The organism is Polynucleobacter sp. 35-46-11 (assembly GCF_002281105.1).
In genome coordinates this window covers 1-23,362 of the sequence record NZ_NCFJ01000019.1, presented here as the reverse complement: position 1 = coordinate 23,362, position 23,362 = coordinate 1, and the positions used below count along the sequence as shown (strand labels likewise).

Annotated in this window: 23 protein-coding genes; 6 read left to right on the top strand and 17 right to left on the bottom strand. The window is 46.0% G+C overall.

Features of this window, described 5'->3' with window-relative positions; translation table 11 throughout:
• The 9 genes from B7Y67_RS03215 to B7Y67_RS03175 all read right to left on the bottom strand — a co-directional run.
• Positions 1-577, bottom strand: a 577-nt coding sequence (locus B7Y67_RS03215; protein ID WP_293597331.1) for an NAD-dependent epimerase/dehydratase family protein, incomplete at its 3' end; no start/stop codon positions are given.
• A 10-nt stretch (positions 578-587) separates the two neighbouring features.
• Positions 588-1,931 carry a lipopolysaccharide biosynthesis protein RfbH gene (rfbH, locus tag B7Y67_RS03210; protein ID WP_293597330.1) on the bottom strand — a complete coding sequence of 448 codons (1,344 nt, stop codon included), beginning with the start codon at positions 1,929-1,931 and terminating at the stop codon, positions 588-590.
• 13 nt (positions 1,932-1,944) lie between these two features.
• The gene (gene rfbG, locus B7Y67_RS03205; RefSeq protein ID WP_293597329.1) at positions 1,945-3,024 is read right to left on the bottom strand and encodes a CDP-glucose 4,6-dehydratase; all 1,080 of its coding nucleotides are present in this window, start codon (positions 3,022-3,024) and stop codon (positions 1,945-1,947) included.
• The gene (gene rfbF / locus B7Y67_RS03200) at positions 3,024-3,797 is read right to left on the bottom strand and encodes a glucose-1-phosphate cytidylyltransferase (protein ID WP_293597328.1); all 774 of its coding nucleotides are present in this window, start codon (positions 3,795-3,797) and stop codon (positions 3,024-3,026) included. The genes rfbG and rfbF overlap by 1 nt, the downstream gene beginning before the upstream one ends.
• Before the next feature lie 28 nt (positions 3,798-3,825).
• Positions 3,826-4,956, bottom strand: a complete 1,131-nt coding sequence (gene gmd, locus B7Y67_RS03195; RefSeq protein WP_293597327.1) for a GDP-mannose 4,6-dehydratase — start codon at positions 4,954-4,956, stop codon at positions 3,826-3,828.
• A gap of 17 nt (positions 4,957-4,973) precedes the next feature.
• Complete coding sequence (locus B7Y67_RS03190; protein ID WP_293597326.1) at positions 4,974-5,930, bottom strand: GDP-mannose 4,6-dehydratase; 957 nt, start codon at positions 5,928-5,930, stop codon at positions 4,974-4,976.
• A gap of 8 nt (positions 5,931-5,938) precedes the next feature.
• Positions 5,939-7,426 carry a mannose-1-phosphate guanylyltransferase/mannose-6-phosphate isomerase gene (locus B7Y67_RS03185; RefSeq protein WP_293597325.1) on the bottom strand — a complete coding sequence of 496 codons (1,488 nt, stop codon included), beginning with the start codon at positions 7,424-7,426 and terminating at the stop codon, positions 5,939-5,941.
• 422 nt (positions 7,427-7,848) lie between these two features.
• Complete coding sequence (locus B7Y67_RS03180) at positions 7,849-8,943, bottom strand: hypothetical protein (protein WP_293597324.1); 1,095 nt, start codon at positions 8,941-8,943, stop codon at positions 7,849-7,851.
• 423 nt (positions 8,944-9,366) lie between these two features.
• Entirely contained in the window at positions 9,367-10,587 is a 1,221-nt protein-coding gene (locus B7Y67_RS03175) for a hypothetical protein (RefSeq protein ID WP_293597323.1), read from the bottom strand.
• Positions 10,588-11,386: 799 nt separating this feature from the next.
• Between B7Y67_RS03175 and B7Y67_RS03170 the strand changes: the two genes are divergently transcribed.
• The 5 genes from B7Y67_RS03170 (at position 11,387) to B7Y67_RS03150 (ending at position 16,550) form a co-directional block, all read left to right on the top strand.
• A complete protein-coding gene (locus B7Y67_RS03170) occupies positions 11,387-12,151 on the top strand; it encodes a hypothetical protein (protein WP_293597322.1) in 765 nt (254 codons plus the stop codon).
• Positions 12,152-12,155: 4 nt separating this feature from the next.
• Positions 12,156-13,952, top strand: a complete 1,797-nt coding sequence (locus B7Y67_RS03165; RefSeq protein WP_293597321.1) for a DUF268 domain-containing protein — start codon at positions 12,156-12,158, stop codon at positions 13,950-13,952.
• 81 nt (positions 13,953-14,033) lie between these two features.
• The gene (locus B7Y67_RS03160; RefSeq protein ID WP_293597320.1) at positions 14,034-14,798 is read left to right on the top strand and encodes an FkbM family methyltransferase; all 765 of its coding nucleotides are present in this window, start codon (positions 14,034-14,036) and stop codon (positions 14,796-14,798) included.
• 3 nt (positions 14,799-14,801) lie between these two features.
• Positions 14,802-15,725, top strand: coding sequence for a hypothetical protein (locus tag B7Y67_RS03155; protein ID WP_293597319.1), 924 nt, complete (start codon positions 14,802-14,804; stop codon positions 15,723-15,725).
• A gap of 3 nt (positions 15,726-15,728) precedes the next feature.
• Positions 15,729-16,550, top strand: a complete 822-nt coding sequence (locus tag B7Y67_RS03150) for a methyltransferase domain-containing protein (protein ID WP_293597318.1) — start codon at positions 15,729-15,731, stop codon at positions 16,548-16,550.
• 84 nt (positions 16,551-16,634) lie between these two features.
• On the opposite strand, the gene B7Y67_RS03145 is transcribed toward B7Y67_RS03150, so the two are convergent.
• From B7Y67_RS03145 to B7Y67_RS03125, 6 genes are all read right to left on the bottom strand, one after another.
• On the bottom strand, positions 16,635-16,892 hold the full coding sequence (locus B7Y67_RS03145; protein ID WP_293597317.1) for an FkbM family methyltransferase: 258 nt from the start codon (positions 16,890-16,892) through the stop codon (positions 16,635-16,637).
• Positions 16,893-16,897: 5 nt separating this feature from the next.
• Positions 16,898-17,215, bottom strand: coding sequence for an FkbM family methyltransferase (locus B7Y67_RS19475; protein ID WP_363926566.1), 318 nt, complete (start codon positions 17,213-17,215; stop codon positions 16,898-16,900).
• A gap of 170 nt (positions 17,216-17,385) precedes the next feature.
• Positions 17,386-18,375, bottom strand: a complete 990-nt coding sequence (locus B7Y67_RS03140; protein ID WP_293597316.1) for a GDP-L-fucose synthase — start codon at positions 18,373-18,375, stop codon at positions 17,386-17,388.
• A gap of 4 nt (positions 18,376-18,379) precedes the next feature.
• Positions 18,380-19,510, bottom strand: a complete 1,131-nt coding sequence (gene gmd, locus B7Y67_RS03135; protein WP_293597315.1) for a GDP-mannose 4,6-dehydratase — start codon at positions 19,508-19,510, stop codon at positions 18,380-18,382.
• Positions 19,511-19,559: 49 nt separating this feature from the next.
• Positions 19,560-20,540: a GDP-mannose 4,6-dehydratase gene (locus B7Y67_RS03130; protein ID WP_293597314.1), complete on the bottom strand. Its 981-nt coding sequence runs from the start codon at positions 20,538-20,540 to the stop codon at positions 19,560-19,562.
• Between the two features lie 17 nt (positions 20,541-20,557).
• Entirely contained in the window at positions 20,558-22,084 is a 1,527-nt protein-coding gene (locus B7Y67_RS03125) for a mannose-1-phosphate guanylyltransferase/mannose-6-phosphate isomerase (RefSeq protein WP_293597313.1), read from the bottom strand.
• A 187-nt stretch (positions 22,085-22,271) separates the two neighbouring features.
• Between B7Y67_RS03125 and B7Y67_RS03120 the strand changes: the two genes are divergently transcribed.
• Positions 22,272-22,418 (top strand): hypothetical protein, encoded by a 147-nt coding sequence (locus B7Y67_RS03120; RefSeq protein ID WP_293597312.1) that lies wholly within the window; start codon positions 22,272-22,274, stop codon positions 22,416-22,418.
• A 24-nt stretch (positions 22,419-22,442) separates the two neighbouring features.
• Here the strand turns inward: B7Y67_RS03120 and B7Y67_RS03115 are convergent, their stop codons facing one another.
• Together B7Y67_RS03115 and B7Y67_RS03110 are read right to left on the bottom strand one after the other, a co-directional pair.
• On the bottom strand, positions 22,443-22,982 hold the full coding sequence (locus tag B7Y67_RS03115) for an HPP family protein (RefSeq protein ID WP_293597311.1): 540 nt from the start codon (positions 22,980-22,982) through the stop codon (positions 22,443-22,445).
• Positions 22,983-23,094: 112 nt separating this feature from the next.
• Positions 23,095-23,362: high-potential iron-sulfur protein (locus B7Y67_RS03110; RefSeq protein ID WP_293597310.1), on the bottom strand; the 268-nt coding region annotated here is incomplete at its 5' end.

Here is a 23,362-nt window from a genome sequence, read left to right as displayed (position 1 = left end):
TAAAGTCCCTTTCTTGCTCGCCAAACGTTAACGGTAATGTTGGCACATTATTCTTGCAAGCATTTATTACGTAAGTGGTGAATTTGGACGCATCATCACCAGGACCATACATATGCTGAAGCTTGATATTAATAAATTGAATATTTATATTAGGACTATTGGCCGTATAGCCCCCTAACTCCTCGAACTGGATCTTCGTCAGCGCATATAAACTCACATCTCTAGATAGAACAGTCCCAGTATTGACAAAGGAAATCTTTTTATCAAGCCCTTTGATGGCCTCCAATATTACTGCTCCAAGACGAATATTCGAATCAATCATTTGAATTATCGACTCCCCATTTCTTCCGTAGCAACAAGCTGTATGAATTACCACGTCAGGACGGACATCGATTATGAACTGACTGATTTCCAGATCAGTCACACACTTGCCTATATTGAGGAGTGATATGTTCCGCAGGCGGTAGAGATTGGTATTGTTTCTAACCAATAAAGATACATGGTGATCCATTTCACCAAGTCTATTAGCTAATGCGCTACCCAGAAAACCACTTGCGCCAGTAATAAGAATATTCAAAATAATTTTCTTAGAAATTGACGCCCAAGTATGCCTCGATTTTCTTAACAACAAATTCCAACATCTCTTTGGTTAATGCTGGCTGAACACCAATCCAGAAAGTATTGTTCATTACATTGTCGGTATTAGTTAATTCACCACTCACCCGATACTTGGCATCAACCATATAGGGCTGCCTTGTTAGGTTCCCTGCAAACAATAGTCTTGTCCCGATTTTATTTTGATCCAAATAAGTGGTCAGATCCAGCCTTGAAACAGGGGAGCCTTCTTTAACTGTAATCGGAAATCCAAACCAAGAAGGATTAGAATCTTCAGTGGCCACTGGCAACTGTAAAAATTCCTCACAAGAGCTAAGATGCTCTTTTAAGAATTTGAAGTTATCTTTGCGCGCTTGGATAAATGCTGGGGCTTTTTCTAATTGTGCTAAAGCACAAGCCGCCTGCATATCGCTAATTTTGAGGTTATACCCTAGATGACTGTATGTGTATTTATGGTCATAACCTTCTGGCAAATTACCCAGCTTCCAACAAAAACGTTTCCCGCAAGTATTATCTTTACCAGGAGGGCAGTAGCAATCACGACCCCAATCCCTAAAGCTCTCGGCAATCTGCTTCAAATCAAAATTATTAGTAAAAACAGCGCCACCCTCACCCATGGTGATATGGTGTGCAGGATAAAAGCTCAAAGTTCCAATGTCGCCAAAAGTACCAACCATTTGACCTTTGTAAGTAGTGCCTAAAGCATCACAACAATCCTCTATAAGCCATAAATTGTATTTTTTGCAAAGTGCAGTTACTACATCTAAGTTAAAAGGATTGCCCAAGGAGTGGGCGAGCATAATGGCTTTTGTTTTTTGACTTATCGCTGCTTCAATTTTTGAGGCGTCAATGTTGTGGGTATATTTATCGACATCCACAAATACTGGAATAGCACCAAATTGAATAATTGGGTTTACTGTTGTGGGAAATCCCGCGGCTACCCCGATCACTTCATCGCCCTGCTTAATTGCACGATCACCCAACTTTGGAGATGTGAGCGTAGAAAACGCCACTAAGTTAGCTGATGAACCAGAGTTGACTGTAATGGCATGCTTTACGCCAATAAATTCAGCCAGTTTCTTTTCAAACTGCTCATTAAAGCGACCCGTGGTAAGCCAGCCATCCAAGGAGGCATCCACCATATTTTTTAACTCTTCTCCACCAATTAATTTTCCAGATGGGGGGATAACTGTTTGTCCTGGCTCAAATGCTTTTGGAGAAAACTCAATGGCAGCATATTGATCTACTAGCGCAGCAATTTGCTTGCGTAATTTTTCTTGCTCTAGTTTTCTGATATCGATAATTTGTGTTTTCATTATTGTGTATTTATTATTTAGCACTCATATAGTGATTAATCTGAGCAAGACTAAGCTCTTGCATGTTTTCTTTTACTTGATATGCCTTTTGCCACTCAACGATTTTTTGTGTGGCCGTCTCTAGATTCCACTGTGGGATCCATCCTAGTTGCGTACGCGCTTTGGAGCAATCTAACTTCAAGAGATTGGCTTCATGAGGCTGCTCTGAGCCCTCTTTTTCCCAACGAGCTGAGTTACCCCAGCCAGAAATAAGAAGATCAACCACCTCTTGTACCGCTCGAGTATCTTCATCACGTGGACCGAAGTTCCAACCCGATGCAAAGGACGAACCCTGTTCATAAAGTGCTTGTGCCAAAATCAAATAACCCGAAAGCGGCTCTAAAACATGCTGCCAAGGACGTGTTGCCAAAGGATTGCGAATCATCAATGGCTTATTTGCTTCAAACGCTTTAATGGCATCGGGAATTAAACGATCCTCAGACCAGTCCCCACCACCAATCACGTTACCCGCTCTAGCAGAGGCAATCTTATTGGTTGAATTGGAATCGGAGAAATAAGATTGACGGTAAGCAGAAGTTACTAACTCTGCGCAACCCTTGCTATTACTGTAAGGGTCAAAACCACCCATCGGCTCATTCTCACGATAACCCCATAACCACTCTTTATTCTCATAGCACTTATCGGTAGTGACGACCACAGTAGCCCGCACTGAATCAATAGTTCGCGTACACTCAAGAACATGCACGGTACCCATCACATTGGTAGCATAAGTCTCCACTGGATTGACATAGGAATATCTCACCAAAGGCTGAGCTGCCATGTGTATTACTACATCGGGCTTGGCCTCTGACATAGTTTTTTGCAAGCCTTCCAAATTACTTATATCGGCAATATGGGACTTCTCAATCAGGCAATCAATCGCCAATACTTCAAATAAATTAGGTGTTGTATTGGGTGCCAATGAATAACCCGTGACCTTAGCCCCCATTGAAGAGAGCCAAAGCGATAACCAACTACCTTTAAATCCGGTGTGACCCGTTAGAAAGACATTTTTACCCTTCCAAAATACGGGGTCAACATGCGCTGTTTTCATTACCAGGATTTCCAAGGGGCACTGCCAGAAGACCAAAGTTCCTCAAGATAATTCTTATCACGCAAGGTGTCCATTGGCTGCCAAAATCCATGATGCTGGTATGCCATCATTTCCGACTGCTGAGCCAAAGTCTCTAAAGGTTCACGCTCCCAAATAGTGGAGTCGTCCCTAATCAGATTAATCACCTCGGGCGAAAGGACAAAAAAGCCGCCATTGATCATGCCGCCATCACCTTTAGGCTTTTCTTTAAAAGAGGTTATGTGATGATCTGGATGAATATCAATAGCACCAAATCGACCTGGTGGGTAAACCGCCGTTAATGTTGCCTTTTTACCATGACTCTTATGAAAACCAATGAGCTCGGCGATATTGACATCGCTCACACCATCGCCATAGGTAAAGCAAAAGGCCTCTTCATCCTTGACATACTGAGCAACACGCTTTAAGCGTCCACCTGTCATGGTGTCGGAGCCTGTATCAATCAGGGTAATTTTCCAAGGCTCAGCATAACGATGGTGGACTTCCATCTTGTTATGAGCCATATCAAAGGTCACATCAGACATATGCAAAAAATAGTTAGCAAAATACTCTTTAATGACATAACCTTTGTAGCCGCAGCAAATCACAAAGTCATTTACACCATGTGCTGAATAGAGTTTGAGGATGTGCCACAAGATTGGCATGCCACCAACTTCAATCATTGGCTTTGGCTTGCTTTCTGTTTCCTCTGAAATACGCGTTCCTAACCCGCCTGCAAGTATTACCGCTTTCATATAAATGAACCTTTAGCTATGGTGGCTCTCATCTCTCTTTGCCAACCGCTACCGAATAACCATGTTTGCTCAGCAAAGCATGTTGCCTAGCTTGATCAAGATCGTTCGCTACCATCTCGACAATCATTTGATCAAGGGTAATTTCTGGAACCCATCCTAACTTTTCTTTGGCCTTGGTGGGGTCACCCAAGAGAGTTTCTACTTCAGTCGGACGATAGTAACGTGGATCAATCTGCACAATCACATCACCCACTTTTAAGGCAGGGGCTTTATCGCCTTCAATGGAATCAACAATAGCCTTTTCATTTTCAGATGTACCTTCAAACCTCAGAGTAATTCCCAGTTGTTTTGCGCTACGGGTAATAAATTCTCGAACAGTGAACTGCACGCCAGCAGCAATCACAAAGTCGTCCGGCTTGTCTTGTTGAAGCATCAGCCACTGCATGCGCACATAGTCTTTGGCATGGCCCCAGTCACGTAGCGCATCGATATTGCCCATAAAGAGGCATTTCTCAAGACCTTGGGCAATATTGGCCAGACCACGAGTCACTTTACGAGTCACAAAGGTTTCGCCACGACGTTTAGATTCATGGTTAAAGAGGATGCCATTACAGGCATACATGCCATAGGCTTCGCGATAGTTCACGGTAATCCAGTAAGCATAAAGCTTAGCGACGGCGTAAGGACTACGTGGATAGAACGGGGTCGTTTCCTTTTGAGGGGTCTCTTGTACCAAGCCATAGAGCTCGGAAGTAGAGGCTTGGTAAAAACGGGTTTTCTTCTCCAGACCCAAGATACGGATGGCCTCCAACATGCGCAGTGGGCCCATCGCATCAACATCCGCCGTGTACTCTGGAGATTCAAAAGAAACCGCAACGTGTGACTGGGCACCCAAGTTATAAATCTCATCAGGCTGACATTCTTGAATAATGCGCACTAAGTTGCTGGTATCAGTCAGATCACCATAATGCAAGATCAGATCAGGGTGATTAACGTGAGGGTCTTGATACAGATGGTCAATACGCTCAGTATTAAAAGAGGATGCACGGCGCTTAATACCATGAACGATGTAGCCTTTTTCCAAAAGGAATTCAGCAAGGTAAGAGCCATCTTGGCCGGTGATGCCGGTAATTAAGGCGACTTTTTGTTTTTTATTCATGGTGATGTGCCGATACTTTATTGAATTGATTGATACATTTTTTTAACTACATCTGTGCCTTGAATTTCAGCTTTCCAGCCTAACTTTTTAAATGCTTTGCTTGGGTTGCCAAAACTAACGGTTGCGTCGGATGGACGAAATAGTTTTTCATCTTGAACAACATGGTCTTTCCAATTAAGTCCAGCACTCTCAAATGCTACCCGCACAAAATCCTCAAGCGCAATCGGAGCTCCTGTTGCCACTACATAATCTTCTGGCATATCCTGCTGAAGCATGAGCCACATAGCTTCTACGTATTCAGGTGCCCAACCCCAATCTCTGGAAATATCCAATCTTCCGAGCTTCAACCTTTCAATACCGCCATCAGCTATGCGCCTCACAGCATGAATAATTTTCTGGGTTACGAAACGCTCGGGACGCAAAGGAGATTCATGATTAAACAAAATGCCGGTGCATGTGAATAGACCATATGCATCTCGGTAATTATTCACCAGCCAGTAGGCAGATGCCTTGGCAACGGCATAGGGGCTCATGGGATAAAAAGGGGTTTTCTCGCTAGCCGATTCGCCGTGGGTATCACCAAAGCACTCCCCTGATCCCGCATGATACAGGCGAATATTTTTATCCATCATTCGAACTCCCTCTAGCATATTGAGAGTGCCTACAGTGATACTCTGCATTGTTTCGGCGGGCTGTTCAAAAGACAACCCTACAGAAGATTGTCCTGCTAAGTAATAAATTTCATCTGGATTACTTTTTCTTAAAGCCACCAATACGCTACGAAAATCTTCAGGGGCCATTGATATACACTGCACCTGATCCTTGATTCCCAATTTATTTAGATTGCCAAATGAGGATCCTTGGGCATCTCGAGAGGTTCCAAAAACTACATATCCTTTGTTTAGTAAAAACTTGGCTAAATAAGCGCCGTCTTGACCGCTTATTCCACAAATAAGTGCTATACGCTTATGCATTGATATTTTTAACTCCGTCCATACGTATCTTCAAATCGCACAATATCATCTTCACCTAAATAACTACCAGATTGCACTTCAATAATTTCTAGAGTAGTTTTTCCAGGGTTGGCCAAACGATGAGTTTGACCTTGCGGAATATACGTGCTTTGGTTCTCGGTTAGTAGAAGGACTTTATCGCCATTAGTGATTTCAGCGGCGCCCTTAACCACGATCCAATGCTCTGCACGATGGTGATGCATCTGCAGCGACAGACTTGCACCAGGCTTTACTTGGATACGCTTCACTTTAAAACGCTCACCCTCATCCACACTGTCATACCAACCCCAAGGTCTGGAGACTTTGCGATGGAGATTTTTCTCTTCGCGCTTTTGCGCTTCTAACTGGCCAACAATATTTTTGACGTCTTGACTATTTTTTCTGTCAGCCACTAAGACTGCATCTGCAGTCTCCACAATGATCAAGTTCTCAACTCCCACAGCACTCACCAAACGACTGCTCGCGTGAATAAGCGAGCCCTTAGAATTAGTCAGTAATGTATCGCCACTGGTCACGTTACCCGCTTGATCTTGTTTGCCTACTTGCCACACGGCATCCCATGCTCCTAAGTCATTCCAGCCCGCATCGAGCTCGACCATCTTTATTGGGAACTTTGATCCTGGACACTTTTCAATCACTGCATAGTCAATAGACTTACTCGGAATAGTCTTAAAGATCTCCTTATCTGGACGGACGAAAGTCGCATCGCCTGAATGATCTACTGATTTAGCGACCCAAGCTGTTTCTGTGGCACCAAAAATATCAGGGCGAAATTCTTTTAGGGCGGCCAACCAAACACTGGCTTTAAGCACAAACATCCCGCCATTCCAAAAATAACCACCCTCTTCTAAATATTGCTTTGCAGTCGTTTCATTGGGTTTTTCGACAAAGCGCTCCACTACAAATGAGTCGCCTTGCTTGTGGCCTACCTCATCATTGGCTTTGATATAGCCGTAACCGGTTTCTGGTGTGGATGGCGTAATACCCAAAATTGCGATGGCGCCTTCTTTAGCAATTTCAATACTCTTGATTAAAGCTTTGGTAAACGCGGTGGGATTAGTCACCGTTTGATCTGCTGGAGTCACCACAAGAATAGGATCGTTGCCCTTATCTTGCGCATAGAATGCAGCTAGCGTTAATGCTGGCGCAGTGTTTCTGCCGCTAGGCTCGAGTAGCAAAGTAGCCGCGAAGTGATTAGATGCACTTTTAATTTCACGCAACTGATCTAAAGCCAAGAAGCGATGTTCTTCGTTTGTGACAATTAAAGTGCTATCCAGCTTGATATCTGTATTAGCAATGGCATGAATGCGCTCAATGGCCTGCTGGAAGAGACTCTTCTTTGAGTCATCCCCAGAGAGTACTAAAAACTGCTTCGGAAAGCCACTTCTGGATAATGGCCAAAGACGAGTGCCAGAACCGCCGCAAAGGATGACCGGAAAGACCTGGTTGGAACTCATGTGTAATTTATAAATCAATGATTAAGACTTATGAAGCATGAAGCCCGCTAATGCCCGGTACCGTGCTTCATAACGGGCATTCACAATGCACCGATCCCGGGCGCTCATTTGCTCGGGCAGCGACCGCGGGCAGGATGCTAGGTTCGGCTCGTCCTTGTAGGCAAGCTGCGGCACTGCATGGCGACTGACCGCCTCAGGACTGACTGCCTTAGGACTTAATGCTACGCAACTCACCGGCTTACTCACGCCCAACCCCTCCTGGTCAACTGGCACCGCGCTAGCCCGGTGCCCTCTTCATATGATTTGCTGCCCACCGCCGGCGCCCTGTACTGCAGCGCACCATTTGTTCTAATAATTATAAGGGCAGTGGGCGCAAGCACCACGTTTTGCCGCCATGATGCCGCTCGCATTTGCCCTGGCTGCTAATTAGGCGCGGCCCCTTTGTCCCGGCGTGCCCTCCTTAGCAGGGCACGCCCCAGCAGCCACATCAGCGCAAGCCCAAGGCCGAGCGCGGTGCCTGCGGCGGTAGACTTGACCATGCCGCGCTTCTTGGCGGTCGGGGCCGTGTTGGCCTGGAGCCCGTTGCTAAAGCGGTCCTTGATGATCAGGACCCGTGCGCGCAGCAGGTCTAAGGGGAGCCGGGCCTTGAGGTCGGCGGGTGGCAGGCTTTGGCGGATGCCCCGCTCGAGCTCGAGGAGGTAGCCTGCCAGCTGCACGCCGTCAAACTGGGTCCGGGACCGGGGGATGGCCTCCTGCAAGAAGCGCTTGGTGATCTCGATCTGGGTAAGCCGGTCGCCCAGGCGCGAGAGGAGCTCGCGCTTTTGGTGGATTTCGGTGTTCACTGCGATGATCTGGGTGCCGATTGGGAGGTACTTGGCGCCGGAGTCCTTGGGGTCGACCACCTGCCCGGCCTGCTTTTGGTCAGCGGGGAAGCGCTTGAGCAACCCCTCCAGGCTGACTGCGCGGGCCTGGAGGTAGGCCAGCTCAATTTGGGTGGCGCTGATCTGGCGATCTATCTCGGCCCGGGTCGCGATGGCCTCACTCTCGTAGCCGTTGAGGACGTTGCGTAGCTGCAGGTAGGCCCCGCCAGAGAGCATAAAGTGGGCCGCCTGGCGCACATTCTGCAGGGCAGCCTCCCGCGACTGGGCTGCCGCGCCCATGGTGATGCTCAGGATGCTGGTGCTGGCGCCATCGAGCTCCTTACCAATTGCCGCCAGGTCCTTCATGTCGGCCTTACTCAGGGCGTAGGTCGGCTGGGCATTTTTTTGCCACCAGGCCGGCTCGCTCATCTGGCGGTAGAGGGCCTCGCTACCCTCGGGGGCCTTGCCCTCCTGGACGATCTGGTCGGCTAGGTTGGGCAGACTTTGTGCGATGGCACGCCACGAGACCAGGTCAAGGCCGCCCTCGCCCCTGGTGGCGTCCACCTTGTTGCTATTGAGCAGGGTGAGCTCGGCCTGGTAGCTCCCCAAAAATTGCCACCCCAGGAAGCCTACTACGCCGCCTAGCAGTGCCGCCAAGAGGAGCTGGCGGTAGTGGGCGGCCACAAAGTCGACGATATCGCCGATCGATAGCTCGGCCTCTTCCCCTGAAGGCCCGGGGGCTCGGGCTGCCGGCAGAGGATTTGCCGGGGGGTTAGCCCTCGTTTGTGGTGATGGCTCGCTCACACAAGACCCTAATAAAATATGTTTATAAATTCTATTAATAATAAACATAATTAATGACAGGCGTGTGAATTTTTGCCCTTAGGGTGTAGACCCCTTGCCCGGGTCAGAAAAAAGTAATACATCCATCACGGGCTTGCTGGGCCGGTATGTCCGTGCCCGGCCTTGCTGGGTACGCCCATCAGGGGCGCGGGCGTGTGCGCTCAGGCTGTTGGTGGGGGCACGGAATGCGGGCCAAGTTACTGCGCCTGGCCAGCTGCGCCAAGTTGTCCAGCCCGCCTAGGTGGCGCGGGTCCCTGTGCGGCGCACGGTCGCCCACGCCCGGGAGCCTAGCAGGAGGAGCAGTGCCAAGAATAGGGCGGCGATAAGGCCGGTGGCGGCGCTCTTGAGCATGCCTGATTTCTGGGCGCTCGGGGCGGTGTTTGGCTCCAGGCCCTTGGTAAAGCGAGACTCGATAGTCAGCAGCTGGGAGCGCAGGGCGTCTAAGGACTGGCGGGCCTTTGCGTCATCGGCCTTGAGCTGCGTGCGCAACTTGGCCTCCACCCCCAGGAGGGCCTTGGCCAGGGTGATGCCGTCCAAGTTTTGCTCAACTAGGGGGAGCGCCTGCTCCAGGAAGGACTTCATGAGGGCAATTTGCGCCAGGCGGTCAGCAAAGCGCGTGAGGTTTTCATTAGCGAGGTTGATGTCCGTGTTGACTGCGATGAGCTGGGTGCTCAGCGGAAGAAACTTGGCGCTCGATTCCTTGGGATCAATGATCTGTTGGGTGGTGCCGGTCGACCCCGGGAAGCGCTTGAGTAATTGCTCCAGGCTCTTGGCTCTGTCGTGCAGGTAACCCAATTCGATTTGGGCGTCGGTGATCTTGCTCTGGATGTCAGCAGCCGTACCAATAGTCTCGCTCTCAAGACCATTAATCAGGGACTTGATCTGCAGGTAGGCGCCCCCTTTTAATAAAAATTGGGTTGCGGCACGGACATTATCTAGCGCCTGCTCACGGGTGCCCCCCGCAGCCTTTACGGTCAAGGAAAGGATCGTTGTGCTCGCGCCGTCCAGGCTTTTACCTATGGCGGCAAAGTCCTTGGTGTCTGCCTTGGTAATGGCAAAGTTGGGGGTCACATTTTTTTGCCACCACAGGGCATCGCTCATTGCCCGATATAGGCCGGCCTTATCCTGGGGCGCCTTTCCTTCCTCGATAAACTGATCGGCCAGGTTGGGCAAGCTTTTTTGAATCGTGCGCCAGGAGACTAGATCAAGGGCATAGCTGCTTGGGGTCTCGGCCGAGGCGCTGGAGGTCGTGTTGTTGTGGATCACCCACTCCGCCTGGTAGCCCACCAGGAAGTACCAGCCGCCTAGGCCCAGCAACAAGCCAACGCTAGCTGCGAGGAGCAACTTTAGGTAGGACTGCTCCAGAAAGGTGACGATATCTAACAGGGAGATTTGAGATTCGGTGTCACCATCAATCGCTTGCATTTGCCAATTATCCCGACCATCTTGTGAAGTCACGCGCCACCTTTTTGAATTGAGTCACCAAGTTGACGACATCTAAAGCCCAAATTATTGCATTATTCTAGCCACATTAATTAGACCTTCATGAGTTCCAATACATCTTACCCCCCAACTAATGATCGACACCAAGAACCACCAAAATTATGTTGCTCGACTAATGGGCTTGGTCGCCTGTGGGTTGCTATCGATTTGGGCACTTCCCGAAACTATCGCATTTCGTCATGTACTACTAGGGCTGGGATTTTTTCTAGGGCTCTTTTTTTTATGGCTTGACTCAATACATTTGCGTACGAACCATTCTTGGCCAATTTGGATGTTACTTGGTCTTTATGGATGGCTAATCCTTCACCTAATTATCTTTTCAGTGCAGCCCACCATTCAATATCATGAGCTTGTAAGTATATGGGCGAGGGCCCTGTTATCTCTCCCCCTCGGGTTGGCATTAGGTATTTTTTTATCAACTACGAACAACTCAAATACAAAATTTTTACATGTCGAAGTTAGTGCTTTATTGCTTTTAGGATTCTCATCCACATTTGTAATTTTTATGGGTGGCTATGTCTATAGATCCTACTTAGCTCAAGAGTGGCTACCAATGCAGGCAGCGGCATGGTGGAGCCTTCCGTATCGCGAGAAACCCCCTTTTGTTGTTGCTACTGCGCTTACCCTACCACTTTGCTGTGTTTTGCTATTGAGAGTTTTTCAGGGTGTAGAGCGCGCTTGGTGGGCAGCGATTGCCCTGACCGCTACTGGCCTATGCGTAGCTAGCAATTACCTTACTAATACTAAGAACGGAATGGCAATAGTTGCGGTTACTATCGGCGCATTTGCCGCCTTTAGTGCCATACATCTTATTGTTAAATTGGCCAAAAAATCATTAACCAAGACCCTAGTCTCCTTGACGCTGATCGCATCTTTACTTATTGGGGTTACTTGGGGCGTCAAACTGCATCTAGAGAAAAATCCAGCATGGTCGCAGCTGATTGCAAATGCAAAGGTGGGTTTTGATATTAACCACCAGCAATACTGGAAAAATCGCAATATTTATGCAACGCATCCCATCAACGATAATGGGATCCCGGTTGACATCAGCACTTATGAGCGAACTGCTTGGTTTACTGCTGGTTTAAGGCTTCTGGAAGATAGGCCCCAAGGATTTGGTCTGGTTCATCACTCTTTTGGCTGGATGGCACTTGAAAAATGGTCAGACTTTTATCAGCCAATTGGAACGTTGCGTGGCATGACTCATAGCGGTTGGATGGACCTTGCTCTGGGCATTGGAATTCCCGGCCTTCTTCTTATTCTCATTCCGCTGGCGGCGTCTTGGTATCGATCTTTATGCATGGAGAGTCTTTGGGGCGCCTACACCAGCTGGGCCATACCAATTTTTACCCTCACCTACCTCACCACAGAAGTCACTGGAGCACATCATTTTATTGAGCTGTTGATTTTCATGACGGCTTTTTTTATCGGCATCACCATAAATGCTTCACCAAATTTATCAAGGAAGTTGGGGCAGCGGCCCGGTTCTAGCTGCCCGCAATTCATAAATCCGAAATGAATTAATGTCAAGAAAACCATATTCCATTTTCGCAATTATCAGAGCACTGGTTACCTCAAAGCACCGATATCGCTTGCGGGATTTGCCAAGATTTTTTTCGGAGGCAAGGGAATATATCCGTCTTGGCGGGAAAATTGATGGAGTCTTCCCAATTGTGTTTGAGCGCACTGCAACCGCAGGCTCTGCAACGGGGCACTACTTTCACCAAGATCTGCTAGTGGCGAACTTTATTCATAGGACAAGGCCCAATAAACATCTTGACGTTGGATCTCGTATCGACGGCTTTGTTGCTCATGTGGCTTCTTTTATGTCAATTGATGTTTTAGATGTCAGGCAGCTTCCATGCACGGGACACAGCAATATTAAATTTGTACAAGCAGATCTGATGAAGCCAATCGATCCTGAGTGGATGGATAAATATGACTCTATATCATGTCTTCATGCAATCGAACACTTTGGATTAGGACGCTACGGAGATGCATTGGATCCCGAAGGCTACATCAAGGGATTTCAGAACCTACTTCGTCTTTTAAAACGTGGTGGCAGGCTCTACATCAGTATTCCTATCGCCTCAGAAAATGCAGTGGAATTTAATGCTCACAGAAAGTTCCATCCGCTGGATATACTTGGCTGGCCAACAAATGGTCACCACATCAATCTCACTCGCTTTGATTATGTTGACGATGCCGGAAATCTACACCAGAATGCGTCCCTACTAAACGAGTCACTGAAATTTCAATATGGTTGCGGCATCTATACTTTTGAAAAGTCACCAAACCCAATCAACCTTGTTTCATTAAACAATGGCCCAGACTCTGCCGCGGGGCTGGAGGGACCAAAAATCTCTTTCCTAATGGACCCAGATAATGCAGAAGGGGCGGGCAGCTTTTATCAAAGACCGTTTATTGCAATGCTGGTAGCAAAACAATTGCGACTCCCCTTTCTTAACGCAAGCAATCGACACTCTGCAGTTCACTACAAGGAAGATAGCTTCCAGGAAATTAATCGAGATTGGGAAGGCATTTTTGGATTTTTAGGAGAAGTTGCAGAGCTTGAACAACCATGCCCCTACCTTGATCTTCACATGCCAGCTATTGCTGGGCAAACCTACCATCTACCATTTGATACTGCATATGAGTTCCTGAATTCGATGTCGGCCCACGAACGCGAACCGCTCCTAGAGTCCGCTAGAGAATCCTTTAGGGAAAATCTCAAAACGAAATGTCCCCACCTTATTCCGACCCCACAGGATGGAACAATTATTGCCTTGCATCTAAGGGATCGAAGCGCTGGAGATCCATTACCTACTCGCAGACTTTTGCCATGGCAGATGTTCAGTGTTGACTATGGATTGCCCGATAACAACCCTGGATACTACTCAAGGCTCTATGCTAATGCGGTGAATTCCATAGTCATCGAGCACAATATTCAAAAGCCTATCTTGCAAATACACAGCACGGGAAAAGCAAGCTCATTTAAGCAACTTATCTCGCTGCTTAATCCAGGTATAGAGGTGCAATTACTCCTGAATGATCATCCACCAAAGTCATTCATAGCAATGATTTACGCCGATATTTTAATTGCTTCACATAGTTCCTTTAGCTGGCTCCCAATGCTATTAAATGACGGACCTAAATATATTCGCAAGAACTTTAGGCATTTTTTACCTGCCAATACCCAGATACTTGAGGAAGTCTTACTTAAAGATAAGAGCATTCCAGAACAAATGTTAATTAAGCTTAATATGAGAATTCGATATTGGCTTTTTAAACGGTTTAATCTAGTGAGATACCAAGATTAAACAGCCATTAAGGTATCTCCATTATTTTTTGTACATACCCCCCTCAAACAACAATTTGACTAAGCTTGGACCCTCAAACCTATGAATGATTTATTACTTCGCAGTGGAATCGAATTAGATGAGCAAGGATTTATCAAAGTCCCAGCTTGGGTTAAGCGCGTTAAGATTGACGTTGGACTATCTGATGGCGCGCCGCAATCCGCCAAATGGCTGGAGCAGGAGCCAGACGATCTTCTGATCTTTGGATTTGAGCCAAATCATCACAACACCAAAGCAATTCGCATGCGTGACTCCAATTGGTCTGTAACTATTCATCCAAAGCACTTGGGTACACGCTTTCACCTCATTGAATGCGCTCTGTCGGATGTCACTGAAAAAACTATCACGCCGTTTTACTACACGGCTAATGACCCAGGGTGTAGCAGCCTCCTTCAACCAAAAGAATTTCCAGTAGCTGAGGTTGTAAATGTAGAAACTTGGTCGCTAAATCACTTCTTTCGTCATTTCCCATTCCACCAAATCCCTTATATCGACTTTATTAAGACGGATTGCCAAGGAGCGGACCTACAAGTCATTAAGGGCTGTGACCAATTTCTAAATAAAGTGGCCATCTTTACCTGCGAAGCAGACGAAACCCGCTACCTGAAATCACACAACACACTTGATGCATTGGCAGCCGTCTTCGCAGCCCACGACTTTATTGAATATAAGCCCTATATGAGGAATCTATCTAAAATCTTTGGGCCTCGCCTCAAATATATCAATACTGAAGATCCGACTTTCATTAATCGCAAACTCAGAAAACAGATCGCAAGCAATAAAATTCGTGCATTCCAAGAGGGTTAGTGTATGTACGCGACTGACTTATTTGATCAACCCTTTTTAGTAGTTGGCCTTGTACGAAATGGTGAGAAAACGATCGATAAAGAGATAAGGCATCTTGCGAAAGTATTTCAGAATTTCTCCTGCTTGTCCTGGTTTGTAGTTGAATCAGATAGCAGCGATCAAACATTATATAAATTGAATGGCCTTACTAAAGACATTCCCAACTTTCGTTTTAAGAGCGCTGGAGTTTTAGTTAATACCATGCCAAGTCGTCTAGTTAGGTTGGCACATTGCCGCAACCTATACCTTGATGAACTGCGTACCAACCTCCTGTATAAGGATATTAAGTACCTTGTTGTTGCAGACTTGGATAACATGAATCCCTTATTAACAGAGCAAGCATTGCTTTCTTGTTGGGATAAAGATGGCTGGGGGGGTTGTTGCGCTAACCAACGAGGTCCTTACTATGACCTAGGCGCACTTCGACATCCCGACTGGATGCCCAATGATTGCTGGAGGCATTATCAATTTTTGCTCCAACAAGGAAAGTCCGAAGAGGAGGCAATGGATGCAGCAGTGCATGCAAACATGGTAACCATTAGTGAAGATTCTGAGTGGATAGAGGTGGATTCAGCATTTGGTGGAATTGCCATTTACCCCACCAAAGCGCTTGGCGATGCTCGATATAAAGGCTACGATGCCCAGGGGAGGGATGCCGTTGATCATATCGGCTTTCATGAAGGCATCAGGGCCAATGGTTACAAGATATTTATTAACCCTAAACTCATCAATACTAGCTTTAATGAGCACACGCGCGATTTACTAGAATCGAGGCAGTTGAGAAAACAAATAAAAACTTTTTTTAAACTATGCAATCCAAAAAAATTAATGCCTTTTTTGCTTGCAAAGACAAAAAGAATCAAAGAACAAAAGATATTTCTACGCTAAGTGATGACTACAAAAAATCAAACATCCCCTAACTTATGCCGACTATGCTCCGGGAATCTTTCTCCCCAATTTAAATTAGCAGTATTGGGTAAGCATCAGATTCAATATTATTTATGCGAACAATGCCACTCACTACAAACTGAACCTGCTTACTGGTTAGCTGAAGCTTACAGCAAAAATCTATCGAACCTTGACACTGGGGCTGTACAGCGAAATTGGCACAACTTTTATGTGATCTATATTTTGTGCCACATTTTTAAATTATATAATCTGCTAAATCTCGGTGGTGGTGACTGTCTTCTATGCCTCTCATTACGAGACTATGAAATTAACTGCTACGTACAGGACGAATACGCCTCTCCAACATATTCCCAAGGATTTACAGAGCCTGATTTTGAAAGTCCAGACCTGGTTCTAGCGTTTGAAGTGTGGGAGCACCTACCAAATCCATCGCCTGATCTGAATAAGTTTTTTTATAAAAGTCCAAAGATGCTGTTAGTTACCACTGCTATTTATACAGATCAGGGGTCAGACTGGTGGTATCTCACCCCTGAGAGTGGTCAGCACATCTTCTTCTATAGCCATAAGGCACTAGAGAGTATCGCCCTTCAAAGGGGTTATGAACTTAATATCATTGAAAACTTTATTCTATTCATTAGAAAAGATTGTGTATCACCCTTCAAGCTGTCCATCTTCAAAAGAAGTTTGCGCGGAAAACTCAATCGTTATTTGAAATATAAAATTATGCGCAAGCCAGCAACGGGGGTTTGGAAAGACTATCTACAACAAAAGGCTCTAGAAAAATCTGATCCTAAGTCGCCTTAAATAGATAATTGGGCGCTCCAGTCTTTGCCACTTGACAATTCATCAGCTCTTGAATTTCTTCTGGAGTGACCTTTCTTAAGTCGCCTAAGCTTCGTAACAAGCGTCCCAAAACAGCTGGAATGTACTTAACAAATGGGAGTTCACCGAAAACCCTTGGGGTTGATGTTGATGCGAGGTAATCTCAATGATCCACAAGGGCCTGGGACTACGATTGATGAAAGTAAAAGCGCCTTCTAACATCATTTTCTCGGCGCCTTCAATATCAATAATGAAAAGGATTCTCTCATTACCAACTTGACCAGCAAGAACCTTATCTAAGGTTAAAATCGGCACTAAGGTCATATCATCTAGTGGATTTTAAGCCCAACCTTCACAATCAATGATAACCCAGTGCCGCCTCCATAAATCTCTAAAACTCCAACATCATTACTGAGAGCAATTGGACAGATCTGCGCACGTGGTTGCCATCCGTTAACCTTAATATTGTGCAGTAAAGAGTGTAGATTTTCCGGAATGGGCTCGAAAGCAATAACCGACTTGCCAGCACGGAGAGCTAAGCAACTGAAATACCCAATGTTGGCACCTACATTAATTAGAACGTCAACCTCCTTAACCAACTCACATACCAGATGTGTTTCCAGTGGCTCTAACTCTCCACGCTCCACAGTGGACTTCTATTGAAGCGGAGTCCTAGCTTACAGAGTTTTGGAGATTACAAAAATCCAGGATTACTACGTAAATAGCGGCAATACTTTTAGGCCCGACCCAGCGCAGGGTCATGGCGAAAAATTGGTGCCAAGACGTGATGAATCCATTTTTTTGACATTACGCAGACTTAATCATTGGAATGTTGGTTAATCAACAGAGCAAAATCAGCATAGGCTTGCCTCAATCCAGTCTCCAATCCCACCAAAGGAGTCCATCCCAGACCGTTCAATTTAGATGAATCCATCCACTTGCGTGGAGTACCGTCAGGCTTGCTGGCATCAAAAGCGATATTTCCTTGATAGCCAACAGCGTTACCAACCGCTTTTGCTAAATCTGCAATCGTGACATCACTGCCAAAGCCTACATTAATGTGACTTTGCATAGGTTCGGTATGCTGATCATAGATAGCCTTATCTAAATCCATCACAAAGACTGATGCTGCCGCCATGTCATCAACATAGAGAAATTCTCTCCTGGGAGCTCCGGTTCCCCAGATCACGACCTCAGGTAAATTATTTACCTTTGCCTCATGAAACCTTCTAATGAGCGCTGGAATAACATGGCTGTTTTCTGGATGGTAGTTGTCGCCGGGGCCATATAGATTGGTTGGCATCACTGAGCGGTAGTCCACTCCATGGGATTGGCCGTACTGTCGGTTATAGCTTTCACACATTTTAATACCGGCAATCTTGGCAATCGCATATGGCTCATTGGTTGGCTCAAGCTTTCCTGTTAAGAGCGCATCCTCACTCATCGGCTGAGGAGCCAACTTAGGATAGATGCAGCTTGAACCTAAAAATAATAATTTTTTTACACCACTACTAAACGCTTGATGGATGACATTATTTTGCACCATCAGATTGTCATAAATAAATTCAGCTGGATAGGTATTGTTCGCATAAATGCCCCCCACCCTGGCTGCAGCTAAATAGACTTGATCAGGCTTTTCTTGCTCGAAAAAAGCTTTGACTGCCGCTTGATCTGTGAGATCCATCTCCGCATGGGTTCGAGTAACAATATTCGTGTAACCCCTAGCCTGAAGATTGCGTACGATTGCAGAGCCAACCATACCGCGGTGTCCGGCTACATAAATCTTTTGATCTAAATCTTTACTCACGCTGTTAATTCTCTTTACCCACTGATACAGAGTAACCATGCTTTTCCAATAAAGCATGCTGCTTCGCCTTCTCAAGATCACTAGCTACCATCTCAACAATCATTTCATCTAGAGTGATCTCTGGAACCCAGCCTAGTTTTTCTTTTGCCTTAGTTGGATCGCCTAAAAGGGTTTCGACTTCAGTTGGGCGGTAATAGCGTGGATCGATTTGAACAATGACATCCCCCACTTTTAGTGCTGGGGCTTTATCGCCTTCTATTGATGCCACGGTGGCTTTTTCATTTTCAGCAGTTCCCTCAAATTTGAGAGTGATGCCAAGCTGTTTAGCGCTGCGAATAATAAATTCACGAACAGTGAACTGGACACCGGTGGCAATGACAAAATCTTCGGGTTTGTCTTGTTGGAGCATGAGCCACTGCATGCGTACGTAGTCTTTCGCATGACCCCAGTCGCGCAGTGCATCGATATTACCCATGAATAAACACTTCTCAAGACCTTGAGCAATATTGGCTAGGCCTCTGGTGACTTTTCTGGTGACAAAAGTTTCGCCGCGGCGCTTAGACTCGTGATTAAAGAGGATGCCGTTACAGGCATAGATGCCATAAGCTTCGCGGTAATTGACCGTGATCCAGTAGGCATACATCTTGGCTACTGCATATGGACTTCTTGGATAAAAAGGCGTTGTCTCTTTTTGCGGGATTTCTTGTACTAGGCCATAGAGCTCAGAAGTCGAAGCCTGGTAGAAGCGTGTCTTTTTCTCTAGACCCAAAATACGAATCGCCTCCAACATGCGCAATGGACCCATTGCATCAACATCAGCGGTGTACTCGGGAGATTCAAAAGAAACAGCCACATGAGACTGAGCGCCTAAGTTATAAATCTCATCAGGCTGGCACTCTTTAATAATGCGAACCAAGTTACTAGTATCAGTTAAGTCGCCATAGTGGAGAATCAAATCTGGATGGTTAACGTGGGGATCTTGATAAATATGATCAATCCGCTCAGTATTAAAAGAGGAAGCGCGACGCTTGATACCGTGAACGATATAACCTTTTTCTAATAGGAACTCAGCAAGGTAAGACCCATCTTGACCTGTGATACCGGTGATGAGGGCAACTTTTTGATTGTTTTTCATATTTTTTGACTGAATGTGATTTGGCTAACTGACGGTATTGGTAGATTAATTATAAAGATTGGTACATTTTCTTGACGACTTCAATGCCTTTGGTTGAAGCTTCCCAATCGAGTGTCTTTTGCGCCTTACTCGGGTCGGCACGACCAATGGCAAGGTCCGTAGGACGGAACAGGCTAGGATCCTGAATGACATAGTCCATCCAGTTGAGATTTACCTGCTCAAACGCTGTTTTGACAAACTCTTCCAAGGTGATGGTAGTGCCAGTGGCAATCACAAAGTCTTGCGGCTTATCTTGTTGCAACATGAGCCACATCGCTTCAACATACTCTGGTGCCCAGCCCCAGTCTCTTGCGATATCTAAGCGGCCAAGTTTTAATTTTTCCTTGCTACCGTCTGCAATACGCTTGACTGCCCGAATAATTTTCTGAGTTACGAAACGCTCTGGGCGCAAAGGAGATTCATGATTAAACAGAATGCCCGTACAGGCAAATAAACCATATGCATCTCGGTAGTTGTTTACCAACCAATAGGCCGATGTCTTAGCAACCGCATAAGGGCTCATTGGGTAGAACGGCGTTTTTTCATTGGCTGGCTCGCCATGGGTATCACCAAAACACTCACCTGAACCGGCATGATAGATCTTCATTGGCTTGCTATTTTCTTCCATCATGCGGCAGCCCTCAAGAATATTGAGAGTTCCCAAGGTAATACTCTGAATGGTTTCCGCTGGTTGCTCAAAAGATAAACCTACTGAGGATTGCCCAGCTAAGTAATAAATCTCATCAGGATTACTTTTACGAAGTGCAACCAAGACACTCCGAAAATCTTCCGGAACCATAGAGATGTAAGAAATTTGCTCTTTAATGCCAAGCTTTTGAAGATTGGAGAAAGAGGAGCCCTGCACATCTCTGGAAGTGCCAAAAACAGCATAACCTTTTTGTAAAAGTAATTTAGCTAAGTAGCTGCCATCTTGGCCACTTACCCCACAAATTAATGCAATAGGTTTATTGGCAGTCGTGGATTGGTTCATTATCAAATTGTCACCACTCATGACTTAGAGCGCCCATAGTTATCTTCAAAACGCACAATGTCATCCTCGCCCAAGTAGCTACCGGACTGAACCTCAATAATTTCTAGAGGTGTTTTACCAGGATTGGCTAAGCGGTGAGTTTGTCCTTGAGGGATATAAGTACTCTGGTTCTCAGTCAACATAATGACCTTATCGCCGTTGGTAATTTCTGCGGTACCTTTCACCACAATCCAATGCTCAGCGCGGTGATGGTGCATTTGCAAAGAAAGACTGGCACCTGGTTTTACCTGGATACGTTTGACTTTGAAACGTTCACCCTCATCTACGCTGTCATACCAACCCCAGGGCCTAGCAACCTTGCGATGAAGATTCTTTTCTTCACGCTGCCGTTTCTCAAGCTGGTTCACGATGCTTTTCACATCCTGACTATTAGCGCGATCAGCAACCAAGACTGCATCCGCCGTTTCAATAATCACCAAATTATGAATGCCTACCGTACCTACTAAACGACTACTGGCATGCACCAATGAATTACTCGTATTACTCAGCAAGGTGTCGCCACTAGTGACATTTCCAGATGGATCCTTTTTACCAACTTGCCACACAGCATCCCAAGCACCCAAATCATTCCAGCCGGCATTTAACTCAACCATCTTGATGGTGAATGCGCCATGAGATGCGGGGCACTTTTCAATCACAGCATAGTCAATCGATTCACTGGGAATCGATTTAAAGATTTCTTTATCGGGGCGAATAAATTCTGCATCTCCGGTTTGATCGATAGCCCTTGCCACCCATGCAGTTTCAGTAGCACCAAAGATATCGTGGCGAAATTCTTTCAGGGCGGCGAGCCAAGTGCTGGAGCGCAAAACAAACATGCCACTATTCCAGAAGTAATTACCATCCTCAAGATAGGATTGAGCGGTCTGAGCATCAGGCTTCTCTGCAAATTGCTCAACAGTAAATTGACCATGAGCACCCTGAGCACCAGCTTTTTTGATGTAGCCATACCCTATCTCTGGCGCGGTTGGTGTGATACCTAAGATAGCAATTGTTTTATTACTCTCATCGGCTGCGACCACATTGATGCAATCTTGCAAGGCCTTAGTAAATGCCGCGCCATTCTGAATGGTTTGATCGGCTGGCGTAATCACTAAAATTGGATCTGCTGACTCGCTGGCATGTAATGCAGCCAAGCTCAGTGCTGGCGCTGTATTACGCCCCACAGGCTCTAGCAATAAAGTAGCCTGAATACTCGGCATCTCACGTAATTGATCTGTCACCAAGAAGCGATGCTCTTCATTCGTCACAATCAAAGTTTTGCCAAGCTGAATGCCTGAGGAATTATTGCCACTCATCCCAAGGGTATTTAATCGTTCAACTGCCTGCTGAAAAAGGCTTTTAGTTGAATCATCACCCGAAAGCACCAAAAACTGCTTTGGAAAGCCAGAGCGAGATAAAGGCCAAAGGCGCGTTCCAGAGCCTCCGCACAGAATGACTGGAATGACCGGTATTGCTGGATTATCAGAATTTGGGTTGGTCATTGGCAGATAAACAAAGCCTTTATGCTTTTTGTAAATAAAACATGATTTTATAGACTTTATGGGCTGAAACCGAGCTTATTGGGGTTTACACAATTTTTATGAATTTATTAGAATCTCAATAGCGATCACAATAGTGAAAACATCGTTTTTTTATTCGCAAAACTTATAAAAACCACAGGAGCCAGACATGTCTACAAATAACATCCCCAAAATTAACGTTCGCAACTCAGTCAATGAGTGCGCCCAGTCCCTTAAAAAGGAAAATGCAGGTAAATATCACAACTACGGCATCAAAGATTGCATCGCTTCGATCGCAGCAACTAAACGAAACTAAGCTTAAGTTACTGTTTATAAAGAATTAATTTGGTTTATTGGGGTAGGGTTTACCGGTCAGATTACTGTAAACCGCCCCAGCCAGGACCAAAAGCACTGAATCAATCATGACCGGAAAGAATGCGTAGCGGAAGTGCATCACGTGACCCAGTACCACAATCAAAGCAACGGCAGCAGCTGGTGGGTGCAAGCAACGCAAGATAAACATTCCCAAAATAGAAAGACTGGCAGCCAAAGGCAAGGCCAGCAGTGGCTCCTGCACCACATGAATGATCGCAATACCAACCAAAGCAGAAAGAGTATTACCCGCAATAACAGCCCACGGCTGAGCCATGGGGCTGCCAGGTAAAGCAAATACTAGTAAAGCACTTGCACCCAAGGAGGCCATGAGCCACTCATCGACATTACTAAGCTCGCCAAGGAACTTAGCGATAGTGAGCACTAACATAAGACCAATAAAAGCACCCGCTACAGACCGAATTCTCTCAATCCAGGGCACTTGAGGCTGATCACCCCCAAGGTAAAAGGAGTAGCGCTTCAGTAGATTCTTGTAGTTATGTTTCATGTTTTTTCTTTAGGGTGCAACCATAGACCTGCCATCAATTGAAGCAAATTCACCCGACTAATAAAAAAGGCTGCCGGAGCAGCCTTTAAAACATATTAATTCAAAGACCGTATTAAGCCTTCTTAGCGTATGCAGAGCACCAGCCTGGGCCAGCAACTTGCTTAGCACCAAACAGTGAGCAACCGCCAGCAGCAGAACCCACTTTACCTTGATACAAAGCACAGTTGTCGCACTTTTGGCCAGCAGCGTACTTAGGATACTTTGCTTTATCAACTTTAGAGGCATCAGCCTTGTAACCCAAAGCAGCAGCTTGTGGATCAGTTTCAGCAACCATTGCTTGAGCTTGAACTTTACCGTTCAAAGCCAATGTGCAAGCACCA